17 protein-coding genes and 1 pseudogene are annotated in these 24,439 nt (G+C 71.6%); 10 read left to right on the top strand and 8 right to left on the bottom strand.

The window, feature by feature from the left end:
* Nucleotides 1-97: 97 nt before the first annotated feature.
* The 3 genes and pseudogenes from acs to JNL41_RS12165 all read left to right on the top strand — a co-directional run.
* Nucleotides 98-2,032, top strand: a pseudogene (gene acs / locus JNL41_RS12175) (acetate--CoA ligase); the annotation flags it as partial.
* Nucleotides 2,015-2,431, top strand: a complete 417-nt coding sequence (locus JNL41_RS12170; protein ID WP_293475284.1) for a hypothetical protein — start codon at nt 2,015-2,017, stop codon at nt 2,429-2,431. The pseudogene acs and the gene JNL41_RS12170, both read left to right, overlap by 18 nt.
* Nucleotides 2,431-3,414: a small ribosomal subunit Rsm22 family protein gene (locus JNL41_RS12165; protein ID WP_293475271.1), complete on the top strand. Its 984-nt coding sequence runs from the start codon at nt 2,431-2,433 to the stop codon at nt 3,412-3,414. Before JNL41_RS12170 ends, JNL41_RS12165 begins: the two co-directional genes overlap by 1 nt.
* Before the next feature lie 36 nt (nt 3,415-3,450).
* Here the strand turns inward: JNL41_RS12165 and JNL41_RS12160 are convergent, their stop codons facing one another.
* Complete coding sequence (locus JNL41_RS12160; protein ID WP_293475269.1) at nt 3,451-4,974, bottom strand: radical SAM protein; 1,524 nt, start codon at nt 4,972-4,974, stop codon at nt 3,451-3,453.
* Between the two features lie 292 nt (nt 4,975-5,266).
* Between JNL41_RS12160 and JNL41_RS12155 the strand changes: the two genes are divergently transcribed.
* Entirely contained in the window at nt 5,267-6,304 is a 1,038-nt protein-coding gene (locus tag JNL41_RS12155) for a sulfotransferase (protein ID WP_293475267.1), read from the top strand.
* Between the two features lie 235 nt (nt 6,305-6,539).
* On the opposite strand, the gene JNL41_RS12150 is transcribed toward JNL41_RS12155, so the two are convergent.
* Nucleotides 6,540-7,499 carry a LysR family transcriptional regulator gene (locus JNL41_RS12150; RefSeq protein WP_293475265.1) on the bottom strand — a complete coding sequence of 320 codons (960 nt, stop codon included), beginning with the start codon at nt 7,497-7,499 and terminating at the stop codon, nt 6,540-6,542.
* 386 nt (nt 7,500-7,885) lie between these two features.
* On the opposite strand from JNL41_RS12150, the gene JNL41_RS12145 reads away from it, so the two are divergent.
* Nucleotides 7,886-10,720 (top strand): pitrilysin family protein, encoded by a 2,835-nt coding sequence (locus JNL41_RS12145; RefSeq protein ID WP_293475264.1) that lies wholly within the window; start codon nt 7,886-7,888, stop codon nt 10,718-10,720.
* Here the strand turns inward: JNL41_RS12145 and JNL41_RS12140 are convergent, their stop codons facing one another.
* From JNL41_RS12140 to JNL41_RS12130, 3 genes are all read right to left on the bottom strand, one after another.
* Complete coding sequence (locus JNL41_RS12140) at nt 10,721-11,419, bottom strand: PEPxxWA-CTERM sorting domain-containing protein (RefSeq protein ID WP_293475263.1); 699 nt, start codon at nt 11,417-11,419, stop codon at nt 10,721-10,723.
* Between the two features lie 282 nt (nt 11,420-11,701).
* Nucleotides 11,702-13,015: an Hsp70 family protein gene (locus JNL41_RS12135; protein WP_293475262.1), complete on the bottom strand. Its 1,314-nt coding sequence runs from the start codon at nt 13,013-13,015 to the stop codon at nt 11,702-11,704.
* A gap of 86 nt (nt 13,016-13,101) precedes the next feature.
* Nucleotides 13,102-15,393, bottom strand: a complete 2,292-nt coding sequence (locus tag JNL41_RS12130) for an NADP-dependent malic enzyme (protein WP_293475261.1) — start codon at nt 15,391-15,393, stop codon at nt 13,102-13,104.
* Between the two features lie 146 nt (nt 15,394-15,539).
* On the opposite strand from JNL41_RS12130, the gene JNL41_RS12125 reads away from it, so the two are divergent.
* A complete protein-coding gene (locus JNL41_RS12125; RefSeq protein WP_293475260.1) occupies nt 15,540-16,172 on the top strand; it encodes a hypothetical protein in 633 nt (210 codons plus the stop codon).
* A gap of 76 nt (nt 16,173-16,248) precedes the next feature.
* Here JNL41_RS12125 and JNL41_RS12120 read toward each other — a convergent pair whose 3' ends face one another.
* Nucleotides 16,249-16,983, bottom strand: a complete 735-nt coding sequence (locus JNL41_RS12120; protein WP_293475259.1) for a PEPxxWA-CTERM sorting domain-containing protein — start codon at nt 16,981-16,983, stop codon at nt 16,249-16,251.
* 245 nt (nt 16,984-17,228) lie between these two features.
* On the opposite strand from JNL41_RS12120, the gene dapB reads away from it, so the two are divergent.
* From dapB to arr, 3 genes are all read left to right on the top strand, one after another.
* A complete protein-coding gene (gene dapB, locus JNL41_RS12115) occupies nt 17,229-18,005 on the top strand; it encodes a 4-hydroxy-tetrahydrodipicolinate reductase (RefSeq protein ID WP_293475258.1) in 777 nt (258 codons plus the stop codon).
* A gap of 4 nt (nt 18,006-18,009) precedes the next feature.
* Entirely contained in the window at nt 18,010-19,449 is a 1,440-nt protein-coding gene (locus tag JNL41_RS12110; RefSeq protein WP_293475257.1) for an amidase family protein, read from the top strand.
* Nucleotides 19,450-19,564: 115 nt separating this feature from the next.
* The gene (gene arr, locus JNL41_RS12105; RefSeq protein WP_293475256.1) at nt 19,565-19,969 is read left to right on the top strand and encodes an NAD(+)--rifampin ADP-ribosyltransferase; all 405 of its coding nucleotides are present in this window, start codon (nt 19,565-19,567) and stop codon (nt 19,967-19,969) included.
* A 19-nt stretch (nt 19,970-19,988) separates the two neighbouring features.
* Here arr and JNL41_RS12100 read toward each other — a convergent pair whose 3' ends face one another.
* A complete protein-coding gene (locus JNL41_RS12100; protein ID WP_293475255.1) occupies nt 19,989-21,005 on the bottom strand; it encodes an NAD(P)-dependent alcohol dehydrogenase in 1,017 nt (338 codons plus the stop codon).
* 197 nt (nt 21,006-21,202) lie between these two features.
* Here JNL41_RS12100 and JNL41_RS12095 point away from each other — a divergent pair, with 197 nt between their 5' ends.
* On the top strand, nt 21,203-23,686 hold the full coding sequence (locus JNL41_RS12095; RefSeq protein WP_293475254.1) for a TonB-dependent receptor: 2,484 nt from the start codon (nt 21,203-21,205) through the stop codon (nt 23,684-23,686).
* Nucleotides 23,687-23,742: 56 nt separating this feature from the next.
* Here JNL41_RS12095 and JNL41_RS12090 read toward each other — a convergent pair.
* The coding region (locus JNL41_RS12090) for an exodeoxyribonuclease III (RefSeq protein WP_293475253.1) at nt 23,743-24,439 on the bottom strand (697 nt) is incomplete at its 5' end.

The following is a 24,439-nucleotide window of genomic DNA, read 5'->3' as shown; positions in this document are numbered from 1 at the left end:
GCCCGGCGAGTCGCTTCAAGAGTGATCGGCGTCGCGGTTGCGCGCCCTACGTCACTTTGGATACTGCGATCCCAGCGTCCCTGCGGAGGTTTCCAGCGTGTCCGACGGCGAGGTTTTCCCGGTCCCCGAGGATTGGGCCAAGAACGCGATCCTGAACGCCCCGGCCTACGCGGCCGCGGTGAAGCGCGTGGCGGGGGATCCGGACGGCTGGTGGCGCGACCTCGGCCGGCGCCTGGACTGGATGACCCCGTTCACCGTCGTCAAGGACGTGTCCTTCGACCGGTCGGACTTCCACATCCGCTGGTACGCCGACGGCGTCCTGAACGTCAGCGCCAACTGCCTCGACCGCCACCTCGCCGAGCGCGGCGACCAGGTCGCCATCATCTGGGAGAGCGACGACGGCAAGAGCCATGACGCGCTGACCTACAGGCAGCTCCACGCCGAGGTCTGCCGCTGGGCCAACGTGCTGAAGCAGAAGGGCGTCAGGAAGGGCGACCGCGTGACCATCTACCTGCCGATGATCCCGGCGGCGGCGGCCTCGATGCTGGCCTGCTCGCGGATCGGCGCCATCCATTCGGTGGTGTTCGGCGGCTTCTCGCCCGACAGCCTCTCGGGCCGCATCCAGGACTGCGACAGCAAGATCGTCATCACCGCCGACGAGGGCCTGCGCGGCGGCCGCATCGTGCCGCTGAAGCTCAACGTCGACGAGGCGCTGGAGTCCTGCCCGGGCGTCACCGACGTCATCGTGGTCCGGCGCACCGGCGGCGACGTGCCGATGACCGCGGGCCGCGACGCCTACTTCTCGGACCTCAAGAAGACCGTCGACACCGCGTGCGAGCCCGAGCCGATGGGCGCCGAGGATCCACTCTTCATCCTCTACACCTCGGGCTCGACGGGCAAGCCGAAGGGGGTGCTGCACACCACCGGCGGCTACCTCGCCTGGGCGTCGTGGACGCACGAGGTGGTCTTCGACTACCGCCCCGGCCAGGTCTTCTGGTGTACCGCCGACGTGGGCTGGGTGACCGGCCACAGCTACGTCGTCTACGGCCCGCTCGCCAACGGCGCGACCAGCCTGATGTTCGAGGGCGTGCCGAACTATCCGGACAACTCGCGCTTCTGGGAGGTCTGCCACAAGCACAAGGTGGAGATCTTCTACACCGCCCCCACCGCATTGCGCGCCCTCATGCGCGAGGGCGACGCGCCGGTGAAGAAGTGGCCGCGCGACACCATCCGCCTCCTGGGCACCGTCGGCGAGCCGATCAACCCGGAAGCCTGGCTCTGGTATCACCGCGTCGTGGGCGAGGGCCGCTGCCCGATCGTCGACACCTGGTGGCAGACCGAGACCGGCGCCTGCCTGATGACCCCGCTGCCGGGGGCGCACGCCCTGAAGCCGGGGTCCTGCGCCCAGCCGCTGCCGGGCGTCCATCCGCAGCTCGTCGACGCCGAGGGCGGCGTGCTGGAGGGCGCGATCAGCGGCAACCTCTGCCTCACCGATAGCTGGCCCGGCCAGATGCGCACCGTCTACGGCGACCACCAGCGCTTCATCGAGACCTACTTCTCCACCTATCCCGGCAAGTACTTCACCGGCGACGGCGCGCGCCGCGACGCGGACGGCTACTACTGGATCACCGGCCGCGTGGACGACGTCATCAACGTGTCCGGCCACCGCCTGGGCACCGCCGAGATCGAGAGCGCCCTGGTCAGCCACCCGGCCGTCGCCGAAGCCGCCGTCGTCGGCTACCCGCACGACATCAAGGGCCAGGGCATCTACTGCTACGTGACGCTGAAGGTGGGCGTGGAGCCGACCGAGGCGCTGATGGCCGACCTGCGCGGCCACGTCCGCCACGAGATCGGTCCGTTCGCCGCGCCCGACGTGATCCAGTTCGCGCCGGGCCTGCCCAAGACCCGCTCGGGCAAGATCATGCGCCGCATCCTGCGCAAGATCGCCGAGGACGACCTCTCCAACCTCGGCGACACCTCGACCCTGGCCGAGCCCGCCGTGGTCGACGACCTCGTGAAGAACCGCGCCGGCCGCAGCGACGACGAAGCCCACGTCGGCGGCCAGCGGCTGTCGTGCCACGAGCTGCAGGCCGTGCTCGCCGGACACCATGCCGTGCAGGAGGCGGCCGTCGTCACCGCGCCCGGCAAGGGCGGCGACGTGCTCTGGGCGTTCGTCACGCCCGACCCCGACATCATGGCCACCGACGTGCTCGCCGCCGACCTGAAGGGCTATCTGCGCCGTGAGAAGGGCGAAAACGCCGTGCCCGGGCAGGTGATCTTCGGCCCGCTGCCGAAGACCGCCGCCGGCGAGGTGGTGCGGCCGGTCCTGGTGCGGATCGCCCGCACCGGCGACGCCGGCGACGTCTCGGGGCTCGCCGACCCCGCCGTCGCCGCGCACCTCGCCAGGCTACGGGCCGACGTCCCGGCCTGATGGAGCCCGGGCTTCCGTCTGCGCTGAAGGCCGGCATCGACCGCGAACTCGAGGGCCGCCGCCGCGCGGACCTGGCGGCGCGCACCGCCGCGACCACCGCCGCCTACCGCGCGGGCCGCACCTCCGCGGCGGCGATCCGCAGCGAAGACGACGCGCTGGCCTACGCACTGGCGCGCCTGCCCGCGACCTACGCGGCGGCCGCCACGGTGTTCGCCGAGGCGCGGCGCACCGCGCCCGGCTTCGCGCCCGCCACCCTGCTGGACGCCGGCTCGGGCCCCGGCGGCGGAAGCTGGGCGGCGAAGGCCGCCTGGCCGTCGCTGGAGCGGATCGCCTGGCTCGACGCCAGCGCGCCGTTCCTGGCGCTCGCCGGCCGCCTGGCCGGGGGCGCCCTCGACGCGACCCCGACCCGCGGAGACCTCACCGCCGGCGGCTTCCCGCACGCCGACCTCGTCCTCGCCAGCTACGCCCTGGCCGAGATCGCGCCGGACCGGCAGCAGGCGCTGGTCCTCGACCTCTGGGCCGCCGCCGACGGCGTCCTCGCCCTCGTCGAGCCCGGCACGCCCGCCGGCAGCGCCCGCATCCTCGCCGCCCGCGACGTCCTGATCGGCGCGGGCGCGGCGATCCTCGCGCCCTGCCCGCACCACGCCCCCTGCCCGCTGGCCGCGCCCGCCGGCCGCCGCCCGGGCGTCCCGGGCTGGTGCCACTTCGCGGTCCGCCTCCCGCGCTCCCGCGACCACCGCCTCGCCAAGGGCGCCGACGCCCCCTTCGAGGACGAGAAGTTCGCCTACCTGCTGGCCGCCCGCCCCGATGTCGCCGCGCGGCCCCGCTCGGCCCGCGTTCTGGCCCGGCCGCGCGCCGGCAAGCCCGGCATCGACCTCGAGCTCTGCACCGGGACCGGCGCGCTGGACCACCGCCACGTCCCCCGCCGCGACAGGCCCGCCCACGCCGCGGCCCGCCGCCTGAACTGGGGCGACGCGCTCTGATCGCCCCCGGGGCCGCGGGGCCCGGTGCGTCGCCGCCTACATCAGGCCGTCGAAGGCGCGCGCGGAGGACCGGATCTTCCGGCGGTTGATGTCGTAGACGGCGCGCAGGAGCCGCGCCTTGGCCCGCCGATAGCCGGGGCTCCGGCCGTCCAGGCTCACGTAGCGGACCTGCGCGCGGCGTGCGTCCAGGCCGGTCAGGCGCAGGTTGGGGAACGCCGAGGGGTCCGCCGTCACCGCCTCGTGGATCGGCGTTTCGGCGGGGATCGAGAACTCGTTGCAGCGCACCCGGTCGAGGTGGTCGGCGTGGCGCTCGAGGAACTCGGCGGACAGGTCGAGATCCTCGGCCGTCTCGCCGGGATAGCCCTTGAACATGGTGCAGCGGATGCTCAGGCCGGCCTCGTGGGCGGTGCGGATGAACTCGGCGTTGCCCTCTACGGAGCTGCCCTTCTTCATCGCGTCCAGCATGGCCTGGCTGCCGCTCTCGAGGCCGAAGCTGATCCGGCGCATGCCGGAGGCGACGGCGTCGCGAAGCTCGCGACGGCTGAGGCCGTTGTCCGCCCGGTCGTCGACGTGAACGGTCCCGATCCACTCGGCGCCGGGCACGCTGCGCTGCATGCCCTCCACGATGCTCCGCAGCAGGTGGGGGTTGGAGTTGAGCTTCAGGTCGAGGAACAGGAACTTGTTGGTCCCCTGCCGGCGGGCCTGCTCGCGGATCTCGTGCAGCACGTTGTCGGCGCTGCGGCTGCGGAAGCTCCGCCCGCTGACCGAGATGACGTCGCTGCAAAAGCTGCATTTGGCCCACTGGCAGCCGCGGCTGGCCATGATCGGAACGATGCGGACGCGATAGCGGTCCCAGGGGAAGTCGCTGAAGTCGGGGATCGGCGCCGCATCCAGCCGCCGCAGCGGCGGCGCGGGGCCCGAGCGCCGGCCGTCCGGCAGCATCACGCCCGAGAATGCGGTCAGGTCTCCGCCGGCGCACGCCGTCGCCACGATCCGCGGCGCCGACAGGTCGGCCTCGGCGCCGATGATCGCCGTCAGGCCGGGGATCGCGCGCCACGCCTCGGCCGCGCTGTCCAGGTTGAACATCGGGCCGCCCAGCAGCATCGGGACGCCGTGCCGCTCGGCCAGCCTGCCGATCTCGGTGACGGACGCGAAGTGCTGCATGTAGGCCGAGAGCAGCACCACGTCGGGCCTGCCCCTCAGCTCGCGCTCGGTCTCCGCCAGGACGCGCGGATGCGGCCGGTCCAGCCACCAGCGGCGCAGGCCGCGGATGGCGTCGCGGGTTTCACGGAAGGGCGCCCAGGTCGACAGGTGGATGCGGCGCCGGATGTGGTCGAGGTAGGTTTCCGCGTGTTCCCGCTCGGCCGCCGGCACGTCGTGCGCGAGCGGCGAGAGCACCCGCACCGCATGGCCGGCGTTGCGCAGCGCCGCCACGAGGATGCCGATCGCCAGCGTCGGGAAGGTCGAGAAATTGTTCAGGTCGACGATGAGGATGCGCTTCTGACGCGGGTCGGCCGCCGCCGCTGGCGTCGAGCCCTCGAAACTACGCGCCGGCTTCACAGACGTCCCCCGAACGTCGCGCCCCACTACGGCGCCCCTGCCGAGGTCAGTGAAGGTCCATCGGCCGCCCCCGTCAACACCCTGTCGGCGAACGCAGCCAGCCCTCGCGCGCAGGGCGAGCGCCCGGTCCGCATGCCCTGTATCGCACGGCAGCTCGGCGCCCGAGCGCGAGGGCGGCGCCTTGCGGCGCACGCCCGGGCAAGTGACAAGGCGCGTTGGAGCCGGAGCTCTCATTGCCGAGGGATCGCGACGCAGCGTGAGCGGACAGGGAGCCCAGACAGGGTCGGCGGCGATGGGCGCCGCCGCAGGCGGAGAGTCCCGTCCCATCTTCATCGTGGGACCTTCGCGCTCTGGCACCGAGCTTCTGCGGTCCGTCCTGAATCGGCATCCTGAGATATGGATCGCGCACGAGACGCACTACTTCGACGATCTTCGTCCCCGCCTGCGGCGACCGGCCGAACCGGCATCGTCTGAGGACGCAGTCCGCATCGCTCGCTACTTCGAAGCCCTGAGGCGGCGCGCCTATGGCCTTGGCGCGCCGGACGACGCCCCGGTTGCGAGCGTCGCTGAAACCGACCCCGATACGGCCTTCGCCGACTACTGCCGCGAGCAAGCGAACGCTCGCGGCCGGCGACGGTGGGGCGAAAAGACCCCGCGCCACGTCTTCCGCATCGACGAGATTCTCTCGGCGTTTCCGAACGCGCGGATCCTCGCCATGGCCCGGGACCCGCGGGCCGTCGTGGCGTCCTATCGCGACTGGCAAAATCGGTGGATCGATCGCAAGCAGGCTGACGTCGGGCTCGCGCAAGCCCTCGACCGCGAGCACACGCGTGTACGGCGCTCCTACGACCTGACCCTTGCCACGCTCCTCTGGCGCGCCGCGACGGCCGTGGCGGGCCGCGCGGCCCAGGCGCGTCCGGAATCGGTTCGGGTCGTCCGCTTCGAGGACTTGCTCAGCAATCCCGAAGGCGCCGTGCGCGGGATCGTGGACTGGTTGGGCGTCGACTACCACGGCGATCTTCTCGACGTTCACGTGGTCAACAGCTCCTACGTGAATCCCGCGGCCGAACGCGGCTTCGTGCGCGACATGGAAGCGCGATGGCGCGATGCCCTGAGCGCGGCCGAGATCGCCTACATCGACGCGCTCGCCGGCGCCGTGGCGAACCGCCTGGGCTACGCCCGGTCGGGCGAGCGCCTGCGCGTGCTGTTCACGGCGCGCGCGCTGCTGGCCGCACCCTGGGCTGCCGGCCGGGCGGCCATGGCGAACCGCGCGCGCATCGCACGGCTCGGCCCCTACGTCCTGGCGCGCCTCGAAGCGTTGCGACGCTGACGCCTCGGAATCCAGTCGGATCGCGCGGGCCCGCGTGGCGCGCGCAAGGCCGCCCCGGCGTCGGAGGCCACGGGTGCGGATCGCGGGTGGGTCGGTTGACGGCCGATCCACATTCAAGGAACGCAACGCTGCATTCCTTCTCCCCTTGCGGGAGAAGGTGGCGCGCGCAGCGTGCCGGATGAGGGGTCGTGCCGAGCCGGCAGCCTTCTGCGCGAGCGGAAATCGAGTCCGGCCCCTAGCCCGCGGTCTTCGTCCGGAAGGGCACGACGACCGTGGCGTCGGCGGCGATGCGGGCCCGGCCGCGTTCTTCCACGTCGCGGATCTGCTGCTGGAGCAACGGCGCCATGAAGTCGATGAAGGCGCGGACGCGCGGCGTGTCCTTCAGCTCGCGGCGCGTGACGATCCAGGAGGTGGCGCGGGCTTCCTCGATGTCGTCCGAGCAGCGCAGCAGGTCGTGGTCGGTGTCGCCGATCGTGCAGGGCAGCGCCCCGATGCCGAGACCCGCCTTCACCGCGTGGACCAGGCTGCCCATGCTGTTCGAGCGCGTGATCGGCGCCTTGCCCCCCGAGTGGCGCATCATCCAGGTCGCGCCCGGGATCTCGCCCATCTCGGGCGTCACGTCGATCAGGTCGTGGTTGCTGAGGTCGTCGGGCGAGGCCGGCGTCCCGGCCCGGGCGGCGTAGTCGCGCGAACAGTAGAGCGCCATCTGGTGGTCGCAGATCTTCCGCGCCACGAGGTCCGAGGCCGCGAGGCTCTTGCTGGTGCGGATGGCGAGGTCGGCCTCGCCGTTCTCCAGGTCCATCTGCCGGTCGGTGATGACCAGGTCCACCTGGACGTCCGGGTGCGCCCTGCGGAACGCGCCCAGGGCCGGGATCACCATGGTGTTGGCCACCAGCTCGTTGGTGGTGAGCCGCAGCGCGCCCGAGACCCCGCGCAACTGTCCGGCGGCCTGGTTGGCGAAGCGGATCGCCGCGCGCTCGACCAGCTCGGCCTCGCCGATCAGGGCCTGGCCGTACTCGGTCAGGCGGCTGCCGGTCTGGCCCCGCTCGAAGAGCTTGAAGCCCAGGTCGGACTCCAGGCTCTCGATGCGCCGCGCCACCGTCGTCTGGTTCACGCCGAGCGCCTTCGAAGCCGCGAGCGTCGAGCCGCCGCGGGCCACCGCGAGGAACGCCTTGAGGTCATTCCAGTCGAACATGACGCCATTCTGCGGTTGCGCAGACCCAACCTGCAAGAGCGCTGATGACCGTCGCCTCTTGCGCGCCCGTATCTGCTTCGACCCGGCGGCGAGGCCCGGCTCCCCATCGGAGCCCGCCCCGGGAGCCGTTCTCCCGCTCCACCTCCCCTTGGAGCGGGCGACCGGGCGGCGGCGCCGCTCCCCGCGCGCCGACGCCCACGGACCGCCGCCCGACGCTCCCAGGCGGGCGGCGGGTCCCTCTGACGCCGAGGCGCCTTCTCCCCGGGCCCTCGTCATGACCCCTCCTCGCGTGAGACCGCGAGGAGGGGCGACATGAAAACCTCGTAATCTCCGACGATCCCGGTTGGTGCTACGACTCGCGCATCTCCGCCTCACCGGGATCCTTCATGCTCCGCACGTTCCGCGCCGCCGGCGCCGCCGTCTTCCTCGCCACCACTGCGCTCGTGCCCGTCGCCGCGCTCCCGACGCCGGCCGCCGCCGCCGAAGTCCCCCCGATCAGGTTCACCACCCGGACCCTGCCCAACGGCATGAAGGTCTACGCCTCGCTCGACCGCACGACGCCCAACGTCTCGGTCCAGGTCTGGTACGGGGTCGGCTCCAAGGACGACCCCGCCGGCCGCTCGGGCTTCGCGCACCTCTTCGAGCACCTGATGTTCAAGGCCACCCGGAACATGCCGTCCGAGACCTTCGACCGGCTCACCGAGGACGTGGGCGGCGAGAACAACGCGTCGACCGCCGACGATTTCACCGACTACTACGAGATCGTGCCGGCCAACCACCTGGAGCGCCTGCTGTGGGCCGAGGCCGAGCGGCTTTCGGGCCTGGTGGTCGACGAGGCGGTCTTCAAGTCGGAACGCGACGTGGTGAAGGAGGAACTGCGCCAGCGGGTGCTCGCCTCGCCCTACGGTCGGCTCATGGCGCTCTACCTGCCGGAAGCGAGCTACACGACCCACCCCTACAAGCGCCCGGGCATCGGCTCGATCGAGGAGCTGGACGCGGCGACCATCGACGACGTCCGCGCCTTCCACCAGACCTACTACCGCCCCGACAACGCCGCCCTGATCGTGGTCGGCAACTTCGATCCGGCCCAGCTCGACGCCTGGGTCGACAAGTACTTCGCGGGCCTGAAGAACCCCGCCATCGCCCTGCCCAGGGTCACCGTGAAGGAGCCGGCGCGCACCAGGGCCGGCGTCTTCGACGGCTATGGCCCCAACGTGCCGCTTCCGGCCGTGGTGCTCTCTTACCAGGGCGCAGCGGCCTCGGACCCGGACGCGCCCGCGCTGAAGGTGCTGGACGCCATCCTGTCGGCCGGCAAGTCGTCGCGGCTCTACAACAGCCTCGTCTACGACAAGCAGATCGCGGTCGAGGCCTTCTCGAACGCCGACCTGCCGCAGGATCCCGGCCTGTTCATGGTGGGCGCCATCATGTCGAGCGGCCACCAGGTCGCCGAGGGCGAGACCGCCTTGCTGGCCGAAGTGAAGCGCCTGCGCGACGCCCCGCCGAGCGCAGCCGAGCTCTCGGAAGCCAGGAACGAGCTGCTGGCCGGCGCGCTGCGCGAACGCGAGACCATCGAGGGCCGCGGCTCGGCCATCGGCTACGCGCTGCGCGTCGACGGCGACCCGAACGCGGTCAACACCGGGCTCGCCAGGCTGCAGGCCGTCACCGCCGCCGACATCCAGCGGGTCGCCAGGAAGTATCTCGCCGACGACCGCCGCGTGACCATCCGCTACCGGGCCGAGAGCGAGCGGCCGAAGGGCGAGCAGGTCGCCAGGGCGCCGGCCCCGCCCGCCACGGTCGCCGCCTACGCCGGCCCGGTGTTCACGCTGGCCGCCGAGGCCGACCGCCAGAAGCCGCCAGGCGTCGGCGAGCCGGTCCAGCCCGTGCTGCCGAAGCCGGCCGAGAAGACGCTGGCCAACGGCCTGCGCGTCATCGTGGCCCGCTCGTCCGACCTGCCGCTGGTCACCGCAGACCTGCTGGTGAAGTCCGGCGCCTGGGCCGACCCGAAGGGCCTCGCGGGCGCCGCGAGCATGATGGCGGGCATGCTGACCGAGGGCACAAAGACCCGCTCGGCCCAGGCCATCGCCAGCCAGACCGAGAGCCTGGGGGCGTCGCTGTCCTCCGGCGGCGGTCTGGAGTCGTCGTCGGTCACGCTGAACGTCGTCACCGACAAGCTGAAGCCGGCGCTGGCCATCATGGCCGATGTCGCCCGCAACCCCGCCTTCGCCGCCGAGGAGCTCGATCGCCAGCGCGAGCAGGCGCTGGACGGCCTGCGCGTGGCCTACCAGCAACCCGGCGACGTGGCCGGCCTCGCCGCCGCGCCCGTGGTCTACGGCGGCACGCCCTTCGGCCATGCCGTCCAGGGCACGCCGCAGAGCCTGCCGCGCCTGAAGCCCGCCGACCTCGGCAAGCTGCACGCCGCGGCCTTCCGGCCCGACAACGCCATCCTGGTGCTGACCGGCGACATCGGCCCCGAGCAGGGCTTCGCCGCCGCCGAGGCCGCCTTCGGCGACTGGAAGAAGCCGGCCACGGCGCTGACCCCCGCGCCCATGATCGCGCCGCAGGGCAAGCCGCGCGCCGTCGCCATCGACATCCCCGGCACGGGCCAAGCCTCGGTCAACGTGCTGAAGCCGACGATCGCGCGCACCGACCCGGACTACTACCCGGCCATCGTCGCCACCAACGTGCTGGGCGGCGGCTACTCGGCCCGCCTGAACCAGGAGATCCGCATCAAGCGCGGCCTGTCGTATGGCGCCAGCGCCCGCATCTCGACCGCGCGCACCACCGGCTCGCTCCGCGCCGCCGCGCAGACCAAGAACGAGTCCGCCGGCCAGGTGCTGGACCTGATCAACGCCGAGATGACCAGGCTCGCCGCCGCGCCGCCGGCCGCCGACGAGTTGAAGGCCCGCAAGTCGGTACTGGTCGGCGGCTATGGCCGAAGCGTCGCGACCTCGGAGGGGCTCGCCGGCATCCTCGGCAACTACGCCCTCTACGGCATTCCGCTCGATGAGCTGGGCGCCTACACCGGCAAGGTCGAGGCCGTCGACGCGGCCCAGGTGCAGGCCTTCGCCAGGAAGGCCTTCGACCCCGCCGCCGCCAGCGTCATCGTCGCCGGCGACGCCAGGACCTTCAGCGCCGACCTGAAGGCCAAGCTCCCCAACCTCGAGGTGGTGCCGTCCGCCGAACTCGACCTGGAAAGCCCGACGCTGAAGAAAGGCCAGTAGTCAGCCGGGCCGGCGAGCGCGGCGGCGCAGCGTCGCCCCGACGGCCCCGAAGCCCAGGATCATCAGCATCCACGTGCCGGGCTCGGGAACCGCGCCGGTCGGCGGCGGCTCGACCACGGGCGGACCGGTCGGCGGGCCGGTGGGCGGCCCCGTGGGCGGGCCCGTCGGCGGGCCGATCACCACCGGCTCGTCCTCGGGCGGAAGCGGCGGGTATGGCGGGATCACGGTGACGGTCTCGTCGTCGACGGACTCGTCGTCGCCCGGGAACGGGAGGCCCGGGGGGCCGACGGGCCGCTCTGCGGCGTCGAGGCCGCGCACGGGGATCGCGGCGGCCGGGCCGCTCTCGCAGACGGTCCGGGTCAGCATCACCATTTGGGCGACGGCGTCGGGCTCCCGGCGTGCGCCGGGATAGGGCGTGCGCCCGCCCGGGACCAGCGCCTCGGCCGGCGGCGCGGCAGGCGCCGCCGCTTTCGGCCGCGCCTTGCGCACCGGGCGCTTCTTGTACGACGCCTTGCGCACGCCCACCGCCCGGACCGCGTGCGCGCGCCGCACGCCGGCCTTGCGCGCCGCCTTCGCCCGGGGGGCCGGCTTCGCCGCAGCCGCCGGCGCGGCCATGGCGCTCCGCAGCATGTCGGCCCGGAACGGCGTGGAGAGCCGCGACGTCGGCGCCGACGTCATCACGGGCGACTGCGTCGTCACGCATTCGGCCGACGCGGACCGGGGCAACGCGAGGGCGCCCGCCCCAAGAACCACCAGACCCACGTTGAACATTCGTCCCATCTCGACAGGAGAAGCGCAGCCTTCCGGCTCCGGTTCCCGCTACGAAGGGCGATATCGGTCAACTTCCTGAGAATATCTCAGTACTTGTGGTGATTCTATTTCCAGTTCGACCGCCACGGAGAAGACGTTACTGTCTGAAACCCGACATAGATCGCGGCCAAAATGAGGCTAAAGCCAAGGTTGTCCGATTTATATTAAAGTTCAGCTTGCGGTCATGGTCCAGCGGGAGAGGTCGCGCTCGCGGGCCATCAGCGCCAGGCCCGAGGCGATGGACTCCAGTTCGGCGCCCGTCTCGATCCGCTCCGAGGCGAAGCGGCGGTGGAAGATCGCGCGGACCGCCGGCACGAGCGACGAGCCGCCGGTCAGGAACACCCGGTCGATGGCCCCCGCGGTCAGGCCCGCGTCGGCCAGCGCCGCGTCGACCGCGCCTTCGATCTGCGCCAGCTCGGGCGCGATCCAGCCCTCGAAGTCCGCGCGCGCCACCGGCTTCACGATCGAGATCGACCCGGCCTCGAACCGGAAGACCTCGCCGTCGCGGGCCGACAGCGACTCCTTGAGCCGCGAGACGGACCTGTAGAGCTGGTAGCCGTAGTTCTCGTCCAGCACCTCGATCAGGGCCGCGATCTTCGCCGGCTCGACGGCCTCGCGCTCCAGGGCGCGGATCTCGCGCATGTCGCGGCTGGCCCGCAGCATCGCGAGCTGGTCCCAGCGCGCGAAGGCTGCGTAGTACTTGTAGGGAATCGGCAGGGTCTTGCCAAAAGACACATAGTCGCCGCCCTTGCCGAGTTCGGGCGAGACCAGGTTGTCGATGATCCGGTAGTCGAAGGCGTCGCCCGCCACGCCCACGCCCGCGCGGCCCAGCGGGATCGCCCGCACCTCGCCGTCGTGACGCTCGAAGCGGATGATCGAGAAGTCGCTCGTGCCGCCGCCGAAGTCGCCGACCAGCACGGTGGCGTCATGGTCGAGTTCCCTCGCGAAGAAGAACGCCGCGCCCACGGGCTCGTAGGCGTAGAGCACCTCCTTCACGCCCATCCGGTGGAAGGCCGTCTCGTAGCGGCCGAGCGCCAGCGCCTCGTTCGGCGAGCCCCCCACGAAGCGCACCGGCCGCCCGATGATGACGCGCTCCGGCAGCGCATTCAGGCTCGCGCCCGCGTAGTCCCGCACCTTGAGCAGGAACGTCGAGAGCAGGTCCTCGAACCTGTAGCGGCGCCCCAGGATCTGGGTCTCGGTGAAGCTCTCCTGCGCCGCGAAGCTCTTGAAGCTCTGGATGAACCGCGTCTCCGCCGGATCCTCGACGTAGGCCTCGATCGCCGCCGGCCCGGCCGCGATCTGCCGGTCGGACGGCTTCTCGGCGGGCGCGTGGAAGCTCAGGCACGAGCGGAACGCGAACAGCTCGCCCTCCGGCGTCGGGAACTGCACGAGGTGCGCCGGCCCGTCGCGGTCGGCCAGCGCCAGGACGGTGTTGGTGGTCCCGAAATCGATTCCGAGACTGTAGGGGATACTTCGGCCGTTCATGGATCGCGCTCCTGCCGGGAAGGGACGAAGGGTCGCCCGCTCCCGGAATGGCGCGCGACCTCAGGCGATGGCGGTGACGCCCCGCGTCATTCGCCGACCTCCACCAGCGGGCGGTCGTAGGCGCAGACGGTGGCCATCTGCAGGATGCGCGAGACCGACGCCCCCAGCGGGCAGATCTGCACCGGCTTCTCGAGGCCGAGCAGGATCGGGCCGATCACCTCGGCGCCGCCCAGCGACTTGATGAGCTGCGTCGAAATCGCCGCGGAGTGGATGGCGGGCATGATCAGCACGTTGGCCGGGCCGCTCAGGCGCATGAACGGATACGCCCCGCGCGTGTCGGGATCGAGCGCGAGCTCGGGCGGCATCTCGCCCTCGTACTCGAAGTCGAGACCCTCCATCTGGTCCAGCATGCGCACGGCCTGGCGGATGCGCTCCGAGCGGTCGCCCATCGGGTTGCCGAAGGTGGAATAGCTCATGAACGCGAGCCGCGGCTCGTAGCCCAGGGTCTTCACCGCGCGGGCCGCCTCGATGGCGATTTCCACCAGTTCCTCGGCCTCGGGCATCTCGGTGACGTTGGTGTCGGCGATGAAGAGCGTGTGCCCCTTGGCCATCACCACGCTCATGCCGATGATCCGACCGTCGGGCGACGGGTCGATGACGTTCAGCACCTCTTCCAGCACCTGGTCGAAGTTGCGCGTGACGCCGGTGACCATGCCGTCGGCGTGGCCGAGCGCCACCATCGACGAGGCGAAGGCGTTGCGGTCCTGGTTGATCAGGCGCTGCACGTCGCGGCGCAGGAAGCCCTCGCGCTGGAGCCGCTTGTAGAGGTAGTCGACCGCCGCCTCGTTCCAGGTGGAGAGGCGCGCGTTGAGGATTTCCAGGCCCGCGTCGGCCGGGTCGATGCCGGCGGCGCGCATGTTCTCGTGGACCAGTTCCTCGCGGCCCACCAGCACGGCCTTGCCCAGCCCCTGGGTCTGGAAGGCGTAGGCGGCGCGGATGACCGACTGCTCCTCGCCCTCGGCGAACACGATCTTCTTCTCGGGCGCCGACAGCACCGCCCCCTGCAGCTTCTGCGAGAAGGCCGCGGTGGGATCCAGGCGCTGGGCCAGGGAGTCGCGATAGGCGTCCATGTCGCCGATCGGGCGGCGCGCCACGCCGGTGTCCATCGCCGCCTGGGCCACGAACGGCGGGATGTAGGAGAGCAGCCGCGGGTCGAACGGCGTCGGGATGATGTACTTCGGCCCGAACTTCAACTGCACGCCGTGGTAGGCCGCGACCACCTCGTCCGGCACGTCCTCGCGGGCCAGCATCGCCAGCGCGCGGGCCGTGGCGATCTTCATCTCCATGTTGATCTGCCGCGCGCGCACGTCCAGCGCGCCGCGGAACAGGTAGGGGAAGGCCAGCACGTTGTTGACCTGGTTCGGATAGTCCGAGCGCCCGGTCGCCACGATGGCGTCGTCGCGGACGGCGTAGACCTCCTCCGGCGTGATCTCGGGGTCCGGGTTGGCCATGGCGAAGATGATCGGCCGCGGGGCCATGGTCTTCACCAGCTCCGGCGTCAGCGCGCCCTTGGCCGACACGCCGATGAACACGTCGGCGCCTTCCAGCGCCTCGGCCAGGGTGCGCTTGTCGGTCTCGACGGCGTGGGCCGACTTCCACTGGTTCATGTCTTCGGGACGACCGCGGTAGAGCACGCCCTTGCGGTCGACGGCGATGACGTTCTCGTGGCGCACGCCCATGGCCTTGATCAGGCCCAGCGTGGCGATGCCGGCCGCGCCCGGGCCGTTCAGGACGACCTTCACGTCCTCGATCCGGCGCCCCGTGATCTCGCAGGCGTTGATCAGGCCGGCGGAGCAGATGATCGCCGTGCCGTGCTGGTCGTCGTGGAACACCGGGATGTCGAGCAGCTCCTGCAGCTCGGTCTCGATGCGGAAGCAGTCGGGGCTGCGGATGTCCTCGAGGTTGATGCCCCCGAACGTCACCCCGATGTTCTTCACCACCGTGATGATCTCGTCGGGGTCGGTGCAGGTCATCTCGATGTCGATGGCGTCGACGTCGGCGAAGCGCTTGAAGAGCACCCCCTTGCCTTCCATCACCGGCTTGGAGGCCAGCGCGCCCAGGTTGCCCAGGCCCAGGATGGCGGTGCCGTTCGAGATGACGGCCACCATGTTGCCCTTGGACGTGTAGTCGTAAGCGAGCTCGGGGTCCTTCGCGATCGCCAGGACCGGCACCGCGACGCCCGGCGAATAGGCCAGGCTGAGGTCGCGCTGGGTCGCCATCGGCTTGGTCGCCGTGACGCCGATCTTCCCGGGCGTGGGATACTTGTGGAAGCTCAGCGCCTCCTCGTCGGTGAAGGTGCGTTTGTCGACTTGTTCCATCAGGTCCCCGCCCAGTCCCCTCGGGCTCGAATGTCGGAAGCGGCCCAACCTATAGACGCCGCGCGGCGGCGACAACGAGGGAACCTTCGCCTCTGCCCGCCGGTTGAGGGTCCGCCGGGCGTGGGGGACGCACGAAGGGAACACTCATGAACAAGCGCCTCGCCCTCGCCGCTGCGGCCGTCGCCGCGCTCGCCGCCGCGCCTGCGCTGGCCCAGTTGCCCAGCACCGGGTCGGTGACGGGCTCCGCGACCGGCGCCGTGAACGCGACCGCACGGACCACCGGGGTCGACACCGGCTCCGCCACAGGCGCCGCGGCCCACACCCAGACCAAGGCCGGCAAGTCGAAGGACAAGGCCAGGGTCGGGACCGCGGCCGAAGCCGAGGCGGACACCGGCGCCGCGGCCGACACCGCCTCGCAACCCGTGAACCCGCCCGCCAGCACGACGGCCCTGCCGGCCGATCCGGCGACCCCGACGCCGCCCTCGAGCGCTGCGACGCCCCCGCTGCCGCCGACCGGCGCCGACCCGGGCGCGGCCAGCGCCGCGGCCGCGGGCGTGAACGCCAGCGTCACCACCGGCATGTCGGTCGTCGACAACACCGGCCTCACGATCGGTCAGGTCACCGAAGTGAAGACCGGCGCCGACGGCAAGCAGACCGCCACCATCAAGATGGGCGCGGACACCTTCGCGGTGGATGCCGCCAACCTGGCCGTGAAGGGCAGGACCGCCGCGGTCAACGCCACCCAGGCCGAGATCAAGGACATGCTGAAGAAGAAGTAGGCCTCGGGCCCAGGGGTCCGGAACGACGAAGGGCGGCCCTCGCGGGCCGCCCTTCACCTTGCCCCTCAGGCGCCCCTCAGGCCGTGACGGCCCGCCGGCGACGCAGCGCCGTGCCGGCCAGGCCGAAGCCGCCGATCATCAGCGCCCAGGTCGCCGGTTCCGGAACCCCGCCGCCGCCGTTGGCGGCGTTGTAGCTGAGGTTCACGTTGTCGATGCCCCAGGACTCGTCGGTGCCGCCCTGCCAGCCGGAGCCGTTCGCCCGCAGGCCCACCGACAGGGTCGACCCGGTGTGGTTGAACGTCACCAGGTAGCCGATCAGCGTGTCCGAATAGAACTGGCGGCCGTCGACCTGCTGGTAGTGCGCGATGATCGGGTTGCCGTCGAAGTCCTCGACGCTGCCGCCGGCGTTGTTGGCGGTCATCTGCGACAGCGGAGTCGCCGCGCCGTCGATGTAGATTTCGAAGTAGTCGGGCGCCGGGCTGCCGTTGGTGGAATCCCAACTGTCCAGGAAGCCCAGGACGAAGCTCATCGTCACGGTCGTATGGGCGGCGAGGCCCGACAGGTTCAGCGTGCTGCTGACGATGGGGCCCACAGACTCGTTGCGGCCGTAGTTGCCGGACCAGCCGGAAGCGTTCCAACTGCCGGTGTCGGCCGTGCCCAGCGTCAGGTTGCTGATCGGACCGCCGGTGATACCCGCGCCGAGCGTGGCGGCGCTGTCGAAGTCGTTGGCGTACAGGGCCACGTCGGCTTGCGCCGTCCCGGCCAGGGCTGCGGCGGCGAAGCCGCCCAGCAGGATTGCTTTGAAACGCATCTTCTCACTCCCCAGAGAGACTCAAGAGTTCGCCGCCGCGCCCAGCAAGCCGACCCACATTCCGCCAATGCGGGCGCTCCGCCACAGGATTCACCTCGCAGGCGATTTCGGCCTGGCCGACAGCGCCTGGGACCCACGGTCCGGGCCGCCCCTTCACGCGATCGGCCCGGGCGGCCGGACGTTTCGGATATTGACCGGGCGCGCGGCTGGCCAGCAATTGCCGCCAGCAACCCGGAGCGCCACCCGTGACCGACCCCATCAGGATCGCCATCGCCGGCGCGCTCGGCCGCATGGGCCAGGCCGTGGACAAGGTCGCCGCCGCCGACCCGGCGCTGATCGTCGCCGCCCGCTTCGACCGGCCCGGCGCGCCCGCCGCGGGCCTCGCCACGCTCGAGGACGCCCTGGGCGCCGCCGACGTCGTCGTGGACTTCACGCTGCCCGCGGCCTCGGTGGCCCTGGCCGCCCGCGCCGCCAGCCTCGGCGGCCCGGCGCTGGTCATCGGCGCGACCGGCGCCACCGAGGAACAGCGCGCCGCCATCGCACAGTCCTCGACGAGGATCCCCATCGTCTTCGCCGGCAACTACTCGCTGGGCGTGAACCTGCTGATGGGCCTGGTGCGGCAGGCCGCCCGCGCGCTGCCGGCCGACATCTTCGACATCGAGGTCTTCGAGGCCCACCACCGGCACAAGGTCGACGCGCCGTCCGGCACCGCGTTGATGCTGGGCGAAGCGGCCGCCCAGGGCCGCGGCGTGAAGCTGGCCGACGTCCAGCGCCGCGCGCGCGACGGCATCACCGGCGAGCGGCCCGTCGGCGAGATCGGCTTCTCGGTCCTGCGCGGCGGCGGCATCGTCGGCGAGCACAGCGTCACCTTCGCCGCCGAGGAGGAGATCCTGACGCTGAGCCACTCGGGCCGCGACCGGGGCCTCTTCGCCCGGGGCGCCGTGGCCGCCGCCAAGTGGGTCGCCGGCAAGCCGCCCGGCCTCTACGACATGCAGGACGTGCTCGGGATGAAGGAGAGCTGAGGCCATGCCCGGCGAGTTCCTCGGCCGCGACGCCACCGACCAGTTGCAGGCGCTCGTCACCAAGCGCGTCTCCGCCGTCGAACTGCTGAAGGCCACGCTGGCCCGCCATGCGGCAACGCACGCGACCCTGAACGCCGTCGTCGCCGCCGAGCCCGAGCGCGCCCTCGAACGCGCCCGCGCCATCGACGACGCCCGGATGAAGGGCGAGGCGCTGGGACCCCTGGCCGGCCTGCCGATGACGATCAAGGACACCTTCGACGTGTCGGGCATGGCGGCCTCGTCGGGCCTGGCGGAGCTCCGCCGCCGCATGACCGAGGACGCGGTCGGCGTCCGCCGCGTCCGCGACGCCGGCGCGGTCATCTGGGGCAAGACCAACGTGCCGGTGATGGCCGCCGACTGGCAGAGCGCCAACCCGCTCTACGGCCCGTCCAACAATCCCTGGGACCCGGCCCGCACGCCCGGCGGCTCGTCCGGCGGCGCGGCCGCGGCGCTCGCGGCCCGCGTCACTGCGCTGGAGATCGGCTCCGACATCGGCGGTTCGCTCCGGGTCCCCGCCAGCTTCTGCGGCGTGTTCAGCCACAAGCCGACCTGGGGGATGGTCAGCCAGCGCGGCCACGTCCCGCCGCATCCCGGCAGCTACGCCGAGCGAGACCTGAACGTCGTCGGCCCCATGGCCCGCTCGGCGCGCGACCTGCGGATGCTGCTCTCGGTCCTCGAGGCCGGTCCGCTGGCCCCGAAGGCGCCGCCCGCGGACTTCGCCGAGATGCGCATCGGCCTGTGGCTCGACGAAGCCCGCTGTCCGCTGGATCCCGAGGTCCGGGCCGTCCTCGAGACCTTCGCCCAGCAGCTCCGCGACGCCGGCGCCGAGGTGGAGTCGATCCAGAGCCCGGTGGACATGACCGCGCTGCTCGCCGCCTACCAGACCCTGCTCGGCGCCGTACTCGGCGAGGACCTGCCGCCGAAGCTGATCCGCCAGATGGAGCGGGCCCGCGGCCTCGCCGGCCTGTTCGGCGGCGCGAGCGACGATCCGTTCTCGCCGCTGCACCTTGCCCGCGCCTACACGGCCCGCCACCGCGAGTGGCTGGCCGCCGACGCGGTGCGCGCCCGCCTGCGATACCAGATCGGCGACGCGTTCGATCGCCACCACGTCATCCTGGCGCCGATCGCGCCGGTCCCGGCCTTCCCGCACGACAAGCGTCCGTTCCAGAAGCGCTCGCTCGCGCTCAGCAACGGCCAGACGATCCCCTACAATGCGATGCTCACCTGGATCGGCCTGGCGACCGCGCTGCACCTGCCGGCCACCGCGGTCCCGGCCGGCCGCACGCCGGGGGGCCTGCCGGTCGGCGCGCAGGTCATCGGCCCGCTCGGCGGCGACTCGCGCACGCTCGCCATCGCCCAGGCCATCGACGAGAATGTGAGCGGTTTCGAACCGCCGCCGACCTAGACGAGGGCGTGGCCGCCCACCTCATCTGGGGTCGAAGAAGTTCAGATCAAGAATTGTCGCGCCTCGAAATATGCGCAGGTTGTGTCGCCCTCGACAGCACCGGAGGGCCACCCGCATGACCGCCAACCCCGAGCCGCTCTACCACGGCACGAAGGCCGAGCTCGCCGTCGGCGACCGGATCGTCGCGGGCTACGCCTCGAACTACGGCAGCCGCCGCGCGGCGCGCTTCGTCTACTTCGCGGCCACGCTCGAGGCCGCCACCTGGGGCGCCGAACTGGCCCAGGGCGATGGCCGTGGCCGCATCTACATCGTCGAGCCGACCGGCCCCTACGAGGACGATCCCAACCTCACCGACAGGCGCTTCCCGGGGAACCCGACCCGATCCTACCGCACCCGCGACCCCCTGCGGATCGTCGGCGAGGTCGCGGCCTGGACCGGCCACACGGCCGAGCAGCTCCGCACCATGCGCGACCACCTCGCCGAGCTGAAGCGGCAGGGGATCGAGGCTGTCGAGGACTGACCGGCGGAGAGGCCCTGGATCAGTCCGCCACCCGGATCACCACCTTGCCGAAGTGGCCGCCGCCTTCGAGGTGGGCGAAGGCCTCGCGGGCCTCCTCGAAAGGAAAGACGCGGTCGATGACCGGCTTGAGCCCGGTCATGCCCACCAGCCGCGCGAACTCGATCAGCGCATTGCGGTCGCCGACCGCGATGTTGCGGAAGTTCGCGCCGCTGGTCTTGAGCTGGAAGAAGTCGATGCCCGGATTGTCGGTCGACAGGAAGCCGATCGAGGCGATCTCGCCGCCCAGGGCCACCGCCCGCAGCGACTGGCCGATGGTGCCGGGCCCGCCCACCTCGACCACGCGGTCGACCCCGCGGCCGCCGGCCAGCTTGCGCACCGCGCGACCCCACTGCGGCTCGGCCACGTAGTTCACGATGTGGTCGGCCCCCAGCGCCCGCAACCGGTCGATCTTGCCGTCGCTGGACGTCGTGGCCACCACGCTCGCGCCCACCGCGCGGGCGATCTGCAGCGCGAAGATCGAGACCCCGCCCGTGCCCTGCACCAGCACCGAATGGCCGGCGCGGATCGGCGCAGGGCCGGCCAGCGCGGTCCAGGCCGTCACGCCGGCGCACGGCAGCGTCGCGGCCTCCGCATAGCTGAGGCCGTCCGGGATCCGGACCACGGCCTCCTGGCTCACCGCCTTCAGCTCGGCCAGCCAGCCGTCGGCCTCGGCGCCGTAGCTGTCGGCCTGGATCGTGGACGGCATCTCGCCGCCGAACCAGCGGGGGTGGAACGCGCCCATCACCCGGTCGCCGGCCTGGAACGCGCGCACTCCTTCGCCCACCGCGACCACCTCGCCCGCCGCGTCGCTCAAGGGGATCAGGCCCGGGAAGCAGGGCCGCGGGTAGCGTCCGCGCACCATCGCCAGGTCGCGGAAGTTGAGCGAGGCGGCGCACACCCGCACGAGCACTTCGCCCCGCTGCGGAACCGGGTCGGGCTCGTCGCGCAGCCGCAGCGCGTCGGGGCCGTCCAGGGTGTCGAAACGGTAGGCTCTCACGGCGTCATCCCTTCGCGGCGTCTGCCCGACGGCTAGCCGACCCGGGCGGCCTTGGCGAGGCCCGCGAGTCAGCCCGCGCCGCGTGCCCCCAGGGTTCTCGGTTCAGCAATCCTGATGACGGCCTCAATTCTTATTCCTATTGTCTCGATGGATATTATGGGTTTTATGACTTCGGATCGACCGATCGAGGGACAGACGTGAACGTGAATTCCAGCCGCAGCGCGCGCCGCGCGATCCTGCTCGCCGGGCTCCTGGCCAGCGCCGCGACCCCCGCCCTGGCGCAGGCGTCCGCGCCCGCGGCCTCCGATCACGCCGCGCCCGCAAGCGAAGCCGCGACAGCCGGCGCGGACGTCGATCCGGCAGGCGCCTCCGTCGCCGAACTGACCGTCACCGCGCGCCGGCGGGAGGAGACGGTGCAGTCGGTGCCGCTGGCGATCTCGGTGGTCGGCGGCGATCGGATCGATTCGACCGGCGCGTTCAACGTCGGCCGCCTGCAGCAGTTGACGCCGACCCTGCAGTTCTACTCGTCCAACCCGCGCAACACGGCGGTGAACATCCGCGGCCTGGGCGTGCCGTTCGGCCTGACCAGCGACGGCTTCGAGCAGGGGGTCGGCTTCTATATCGACGATGTCTACAACGCCCGCGTCGCCACCGCGACGCTCGACTTCCTGGACGTGGCCCGCGTCGAAGTGCTGCGCGGCCCGCAAGGCACGCTCTACGGCAAGAACACCACCGCCGGCGCGATCAACATCACCACCAACCAGCCGACTTTCGACTTCCAGGCCAAGGCGGAGGTCTCGCTCGGCAACCTGGACTTCAAGCAGGCTAAGGCCGTGGTGTCGGGGCCGCTCTCAGACACCCTGGCGGCGCGCTTCGCCCTGTCGTCCACCACGCGCCGCGGCACGATCTACAACGTCGCCAGCCGCCGCTGGGTGAACGGGCAGGACAACCTCGGCCTCCGCGGCCTGCTGCTCTGGAAGCCCAGCGACGACCTGTCCGTCACGCTGGCCGGCGACTACACCAAGCAGAATCCCGAGTGCTGCGCGCAGATCTTCGTGCGCACGGGGGCCACGCAGCGCCCGCTGAACCGCCAGTACGCGGCCCTGACCGCGGCGCTGGGCTACACGGTGGTCAGCACGGACCCCTTCGATCGCCTGACCGACGTCGACGCCGAACTCAATGCACGCAACGAGATCGGCGGCGTCTCCCTGCGCGCCGTCTGGAACGTCGGCCCCGGTACGCTCACCTCCATCAGCGCCTGGCGCTACTGGGACTGGAAGCCGGCGAACGACCGCGATTTCCTGGGCCTGCCGATCGTGACCCGGTCGCAGAACCCCTCGCAGCAGGACCAGTACAGCCAGGAGTTCCGCTACAACCTCTCGGCCGACCGCTACGACGTCGTGCTGGGCGCCTTCGCGTTCAGGCAGCGGATCGACACCCAGGGGCTGGAACAGCACGGCGTGGCGTCCAGCCGCTTCAACATCGCCCCCAGCAACGCGCTGTCGAACGACCCCACGGTGCTCGACGGCCTGGTGGCCCGCAACACCCAGTACCTGAAGAACACCAGCTTCGCGCTGTTCGGCCAGGCGAGCTGGAAGGTCACCGACCGCTTCACCGTGCAGCCCGGCGTGCGGCTGAACTACGACAAGAAGGAAGGCTTCTATCAGCGGCTGGTCTTCGACGGCCAGGGCGTCCCGGTCCTGCTCGGCCAGACCGGCGCACGGCGGATCGCCCAGCTCGCGGTGTTCACGCCGCAACTCAGCACGCCCGGCTTCAGCGACTGGAACTTCACCTACGACTTCACGGCCAGCTACCGGATCCGGCCCGACGTCCTGGGCTACGCGACCTACGCCAAGAGCTTCAAGACCGGCGGCATCAACCAGAACGGCCTGCCGACCGATGCGGCCGGCAACCCGATCCTGGCGGCCGGCTCGATCAAGCCCGAGGACGTGGACCACTTCGAGGCCGGCCTGAAGACCCAGTTCTGGGACCGCCGCGCCACGCTGAACATCGCGGCGTTCCGGACCGGCATCAGGGACTACCAGGCCACCGTCACCAACGGTCAGCTCGGGGTCCTGCGCGGCTATCTCGCCAACGCCGACAAGGTGCGCACCCAGGGGTTCGAGTTCGACTTCTCGGTCCATCCGGACGAGCGCGTCAGCGCCTACCTCAACGGGGCATACACCGACGCCAAATATGTCAGGTTCGTCGATGCGCCCTGCCCGCCGGAGCTCTCGGGCGGCACGACCGTCGCCGCAGGCCAGACGCCCAGCGCGCCCGGCACGCCGGGCGGCCTCAGTCCCACCAACTGCGACATCTCCGGCCAGCGCCTGCCGGGCGTATCCAGGTGGAGCTTCTCGTTCGGCGCCGAGGCCAACGCGCCCGCCACGCTCCTGGGCAAGGCGGGCGAGGTCTATGTCGGCTACGACGGCAGCTACCGCTCGAACTTCTCGTCCAACGCCTCGCCGTCGATCTACACCTGGGTGGACGGCTACGCGCTCTCGAACTTCCGGGCCGGCTTCCGGACGGACGACGGGATCAACGTCTTCGGCTGGGTGCGCAACGCCTTCGACGAGAACTACTTCGAGCAACTGGCCGTCGGGCCAAGCAACACCGGCCTGGTCGCCGGCCAGCCGGGCGATCCGCGCACCTTCGGCCTGACCGTCAAGGCCGCGTTCTAGCCGGGTGCTCCCGCACGGCGCGAGGGCGGCGCGATGCGGGCCGGCGATACGGCGTTCTAGTCCTCCAGTTCCACCCAGACCGGCGCGTGGTCGCTGGCGCCGTCCCTGGCGCGGTGGTGGCGGTCGACGCCCGCGGACTCCAGCCGCGCCGCCAGGACGGGGCTCAGCAGGAAGTGGTCGATGCGCAGGCCCGCGTCGCGCTGGAAGGCGTTCCGCCAGTACTTCCAGAAGGTGTAGACGCGCTCGTCCTCGCCGAAGACGTCGCGGATCCCGTCGACCCAGCCGGCGTCGCGCAGAGCAGCGTAGCGGGCCTTCAGCTCGGGCTGGAACAGGGCGTCGTCGCGCCAGCGCGCCGGGGCGTAGACGTCCAGGTCGGTCGGCATGATATTGTAGTCCCCGACCAGGGCCACGGGCTGGCCGGTCGCCAGCAGCGCCTCGGCGTGGGCCTGGAACCGGTCGTACCAGGCCAGCTTGGCGGCGTACCTGGCGCTGCCCACCGGGTTGCCGTTCGGCGCGTAGAGGCAGCCCACCAGCACGCCCTTCACCGCCGCCTCGATGTAGCGGGCCTGCGCGCCCGGGCCCTCGCCGGGCAGGTCGCGGCGGGTTTCGATCGGCGCCGCGCCGCGGGCGAGGATCGCCACGCCGTTCCAGCTCTTCTGCCCGTGCCAGACGGCGCCATAACCGGCCTGCTCCAGCGCCTTCGCCGGAAAGCTGTCGGACTTCAGCTCCTGCAGGCAGGCGACGTCGGGCCTG

It is taken from the genome of Phenylobacterium sp. (assembly GCF_016793285.1).
Taxonomy (GTDB): Bacteria; Pseudomonadota; Alphaproteobacteria; order Caulobacterales; family Caulobacteraceae; genus Phenylobacterium.
Note: the sequence above shows the minus strand (reverse complement) of the source record. Positions and strands in the feature narration are given on the sequence as shown.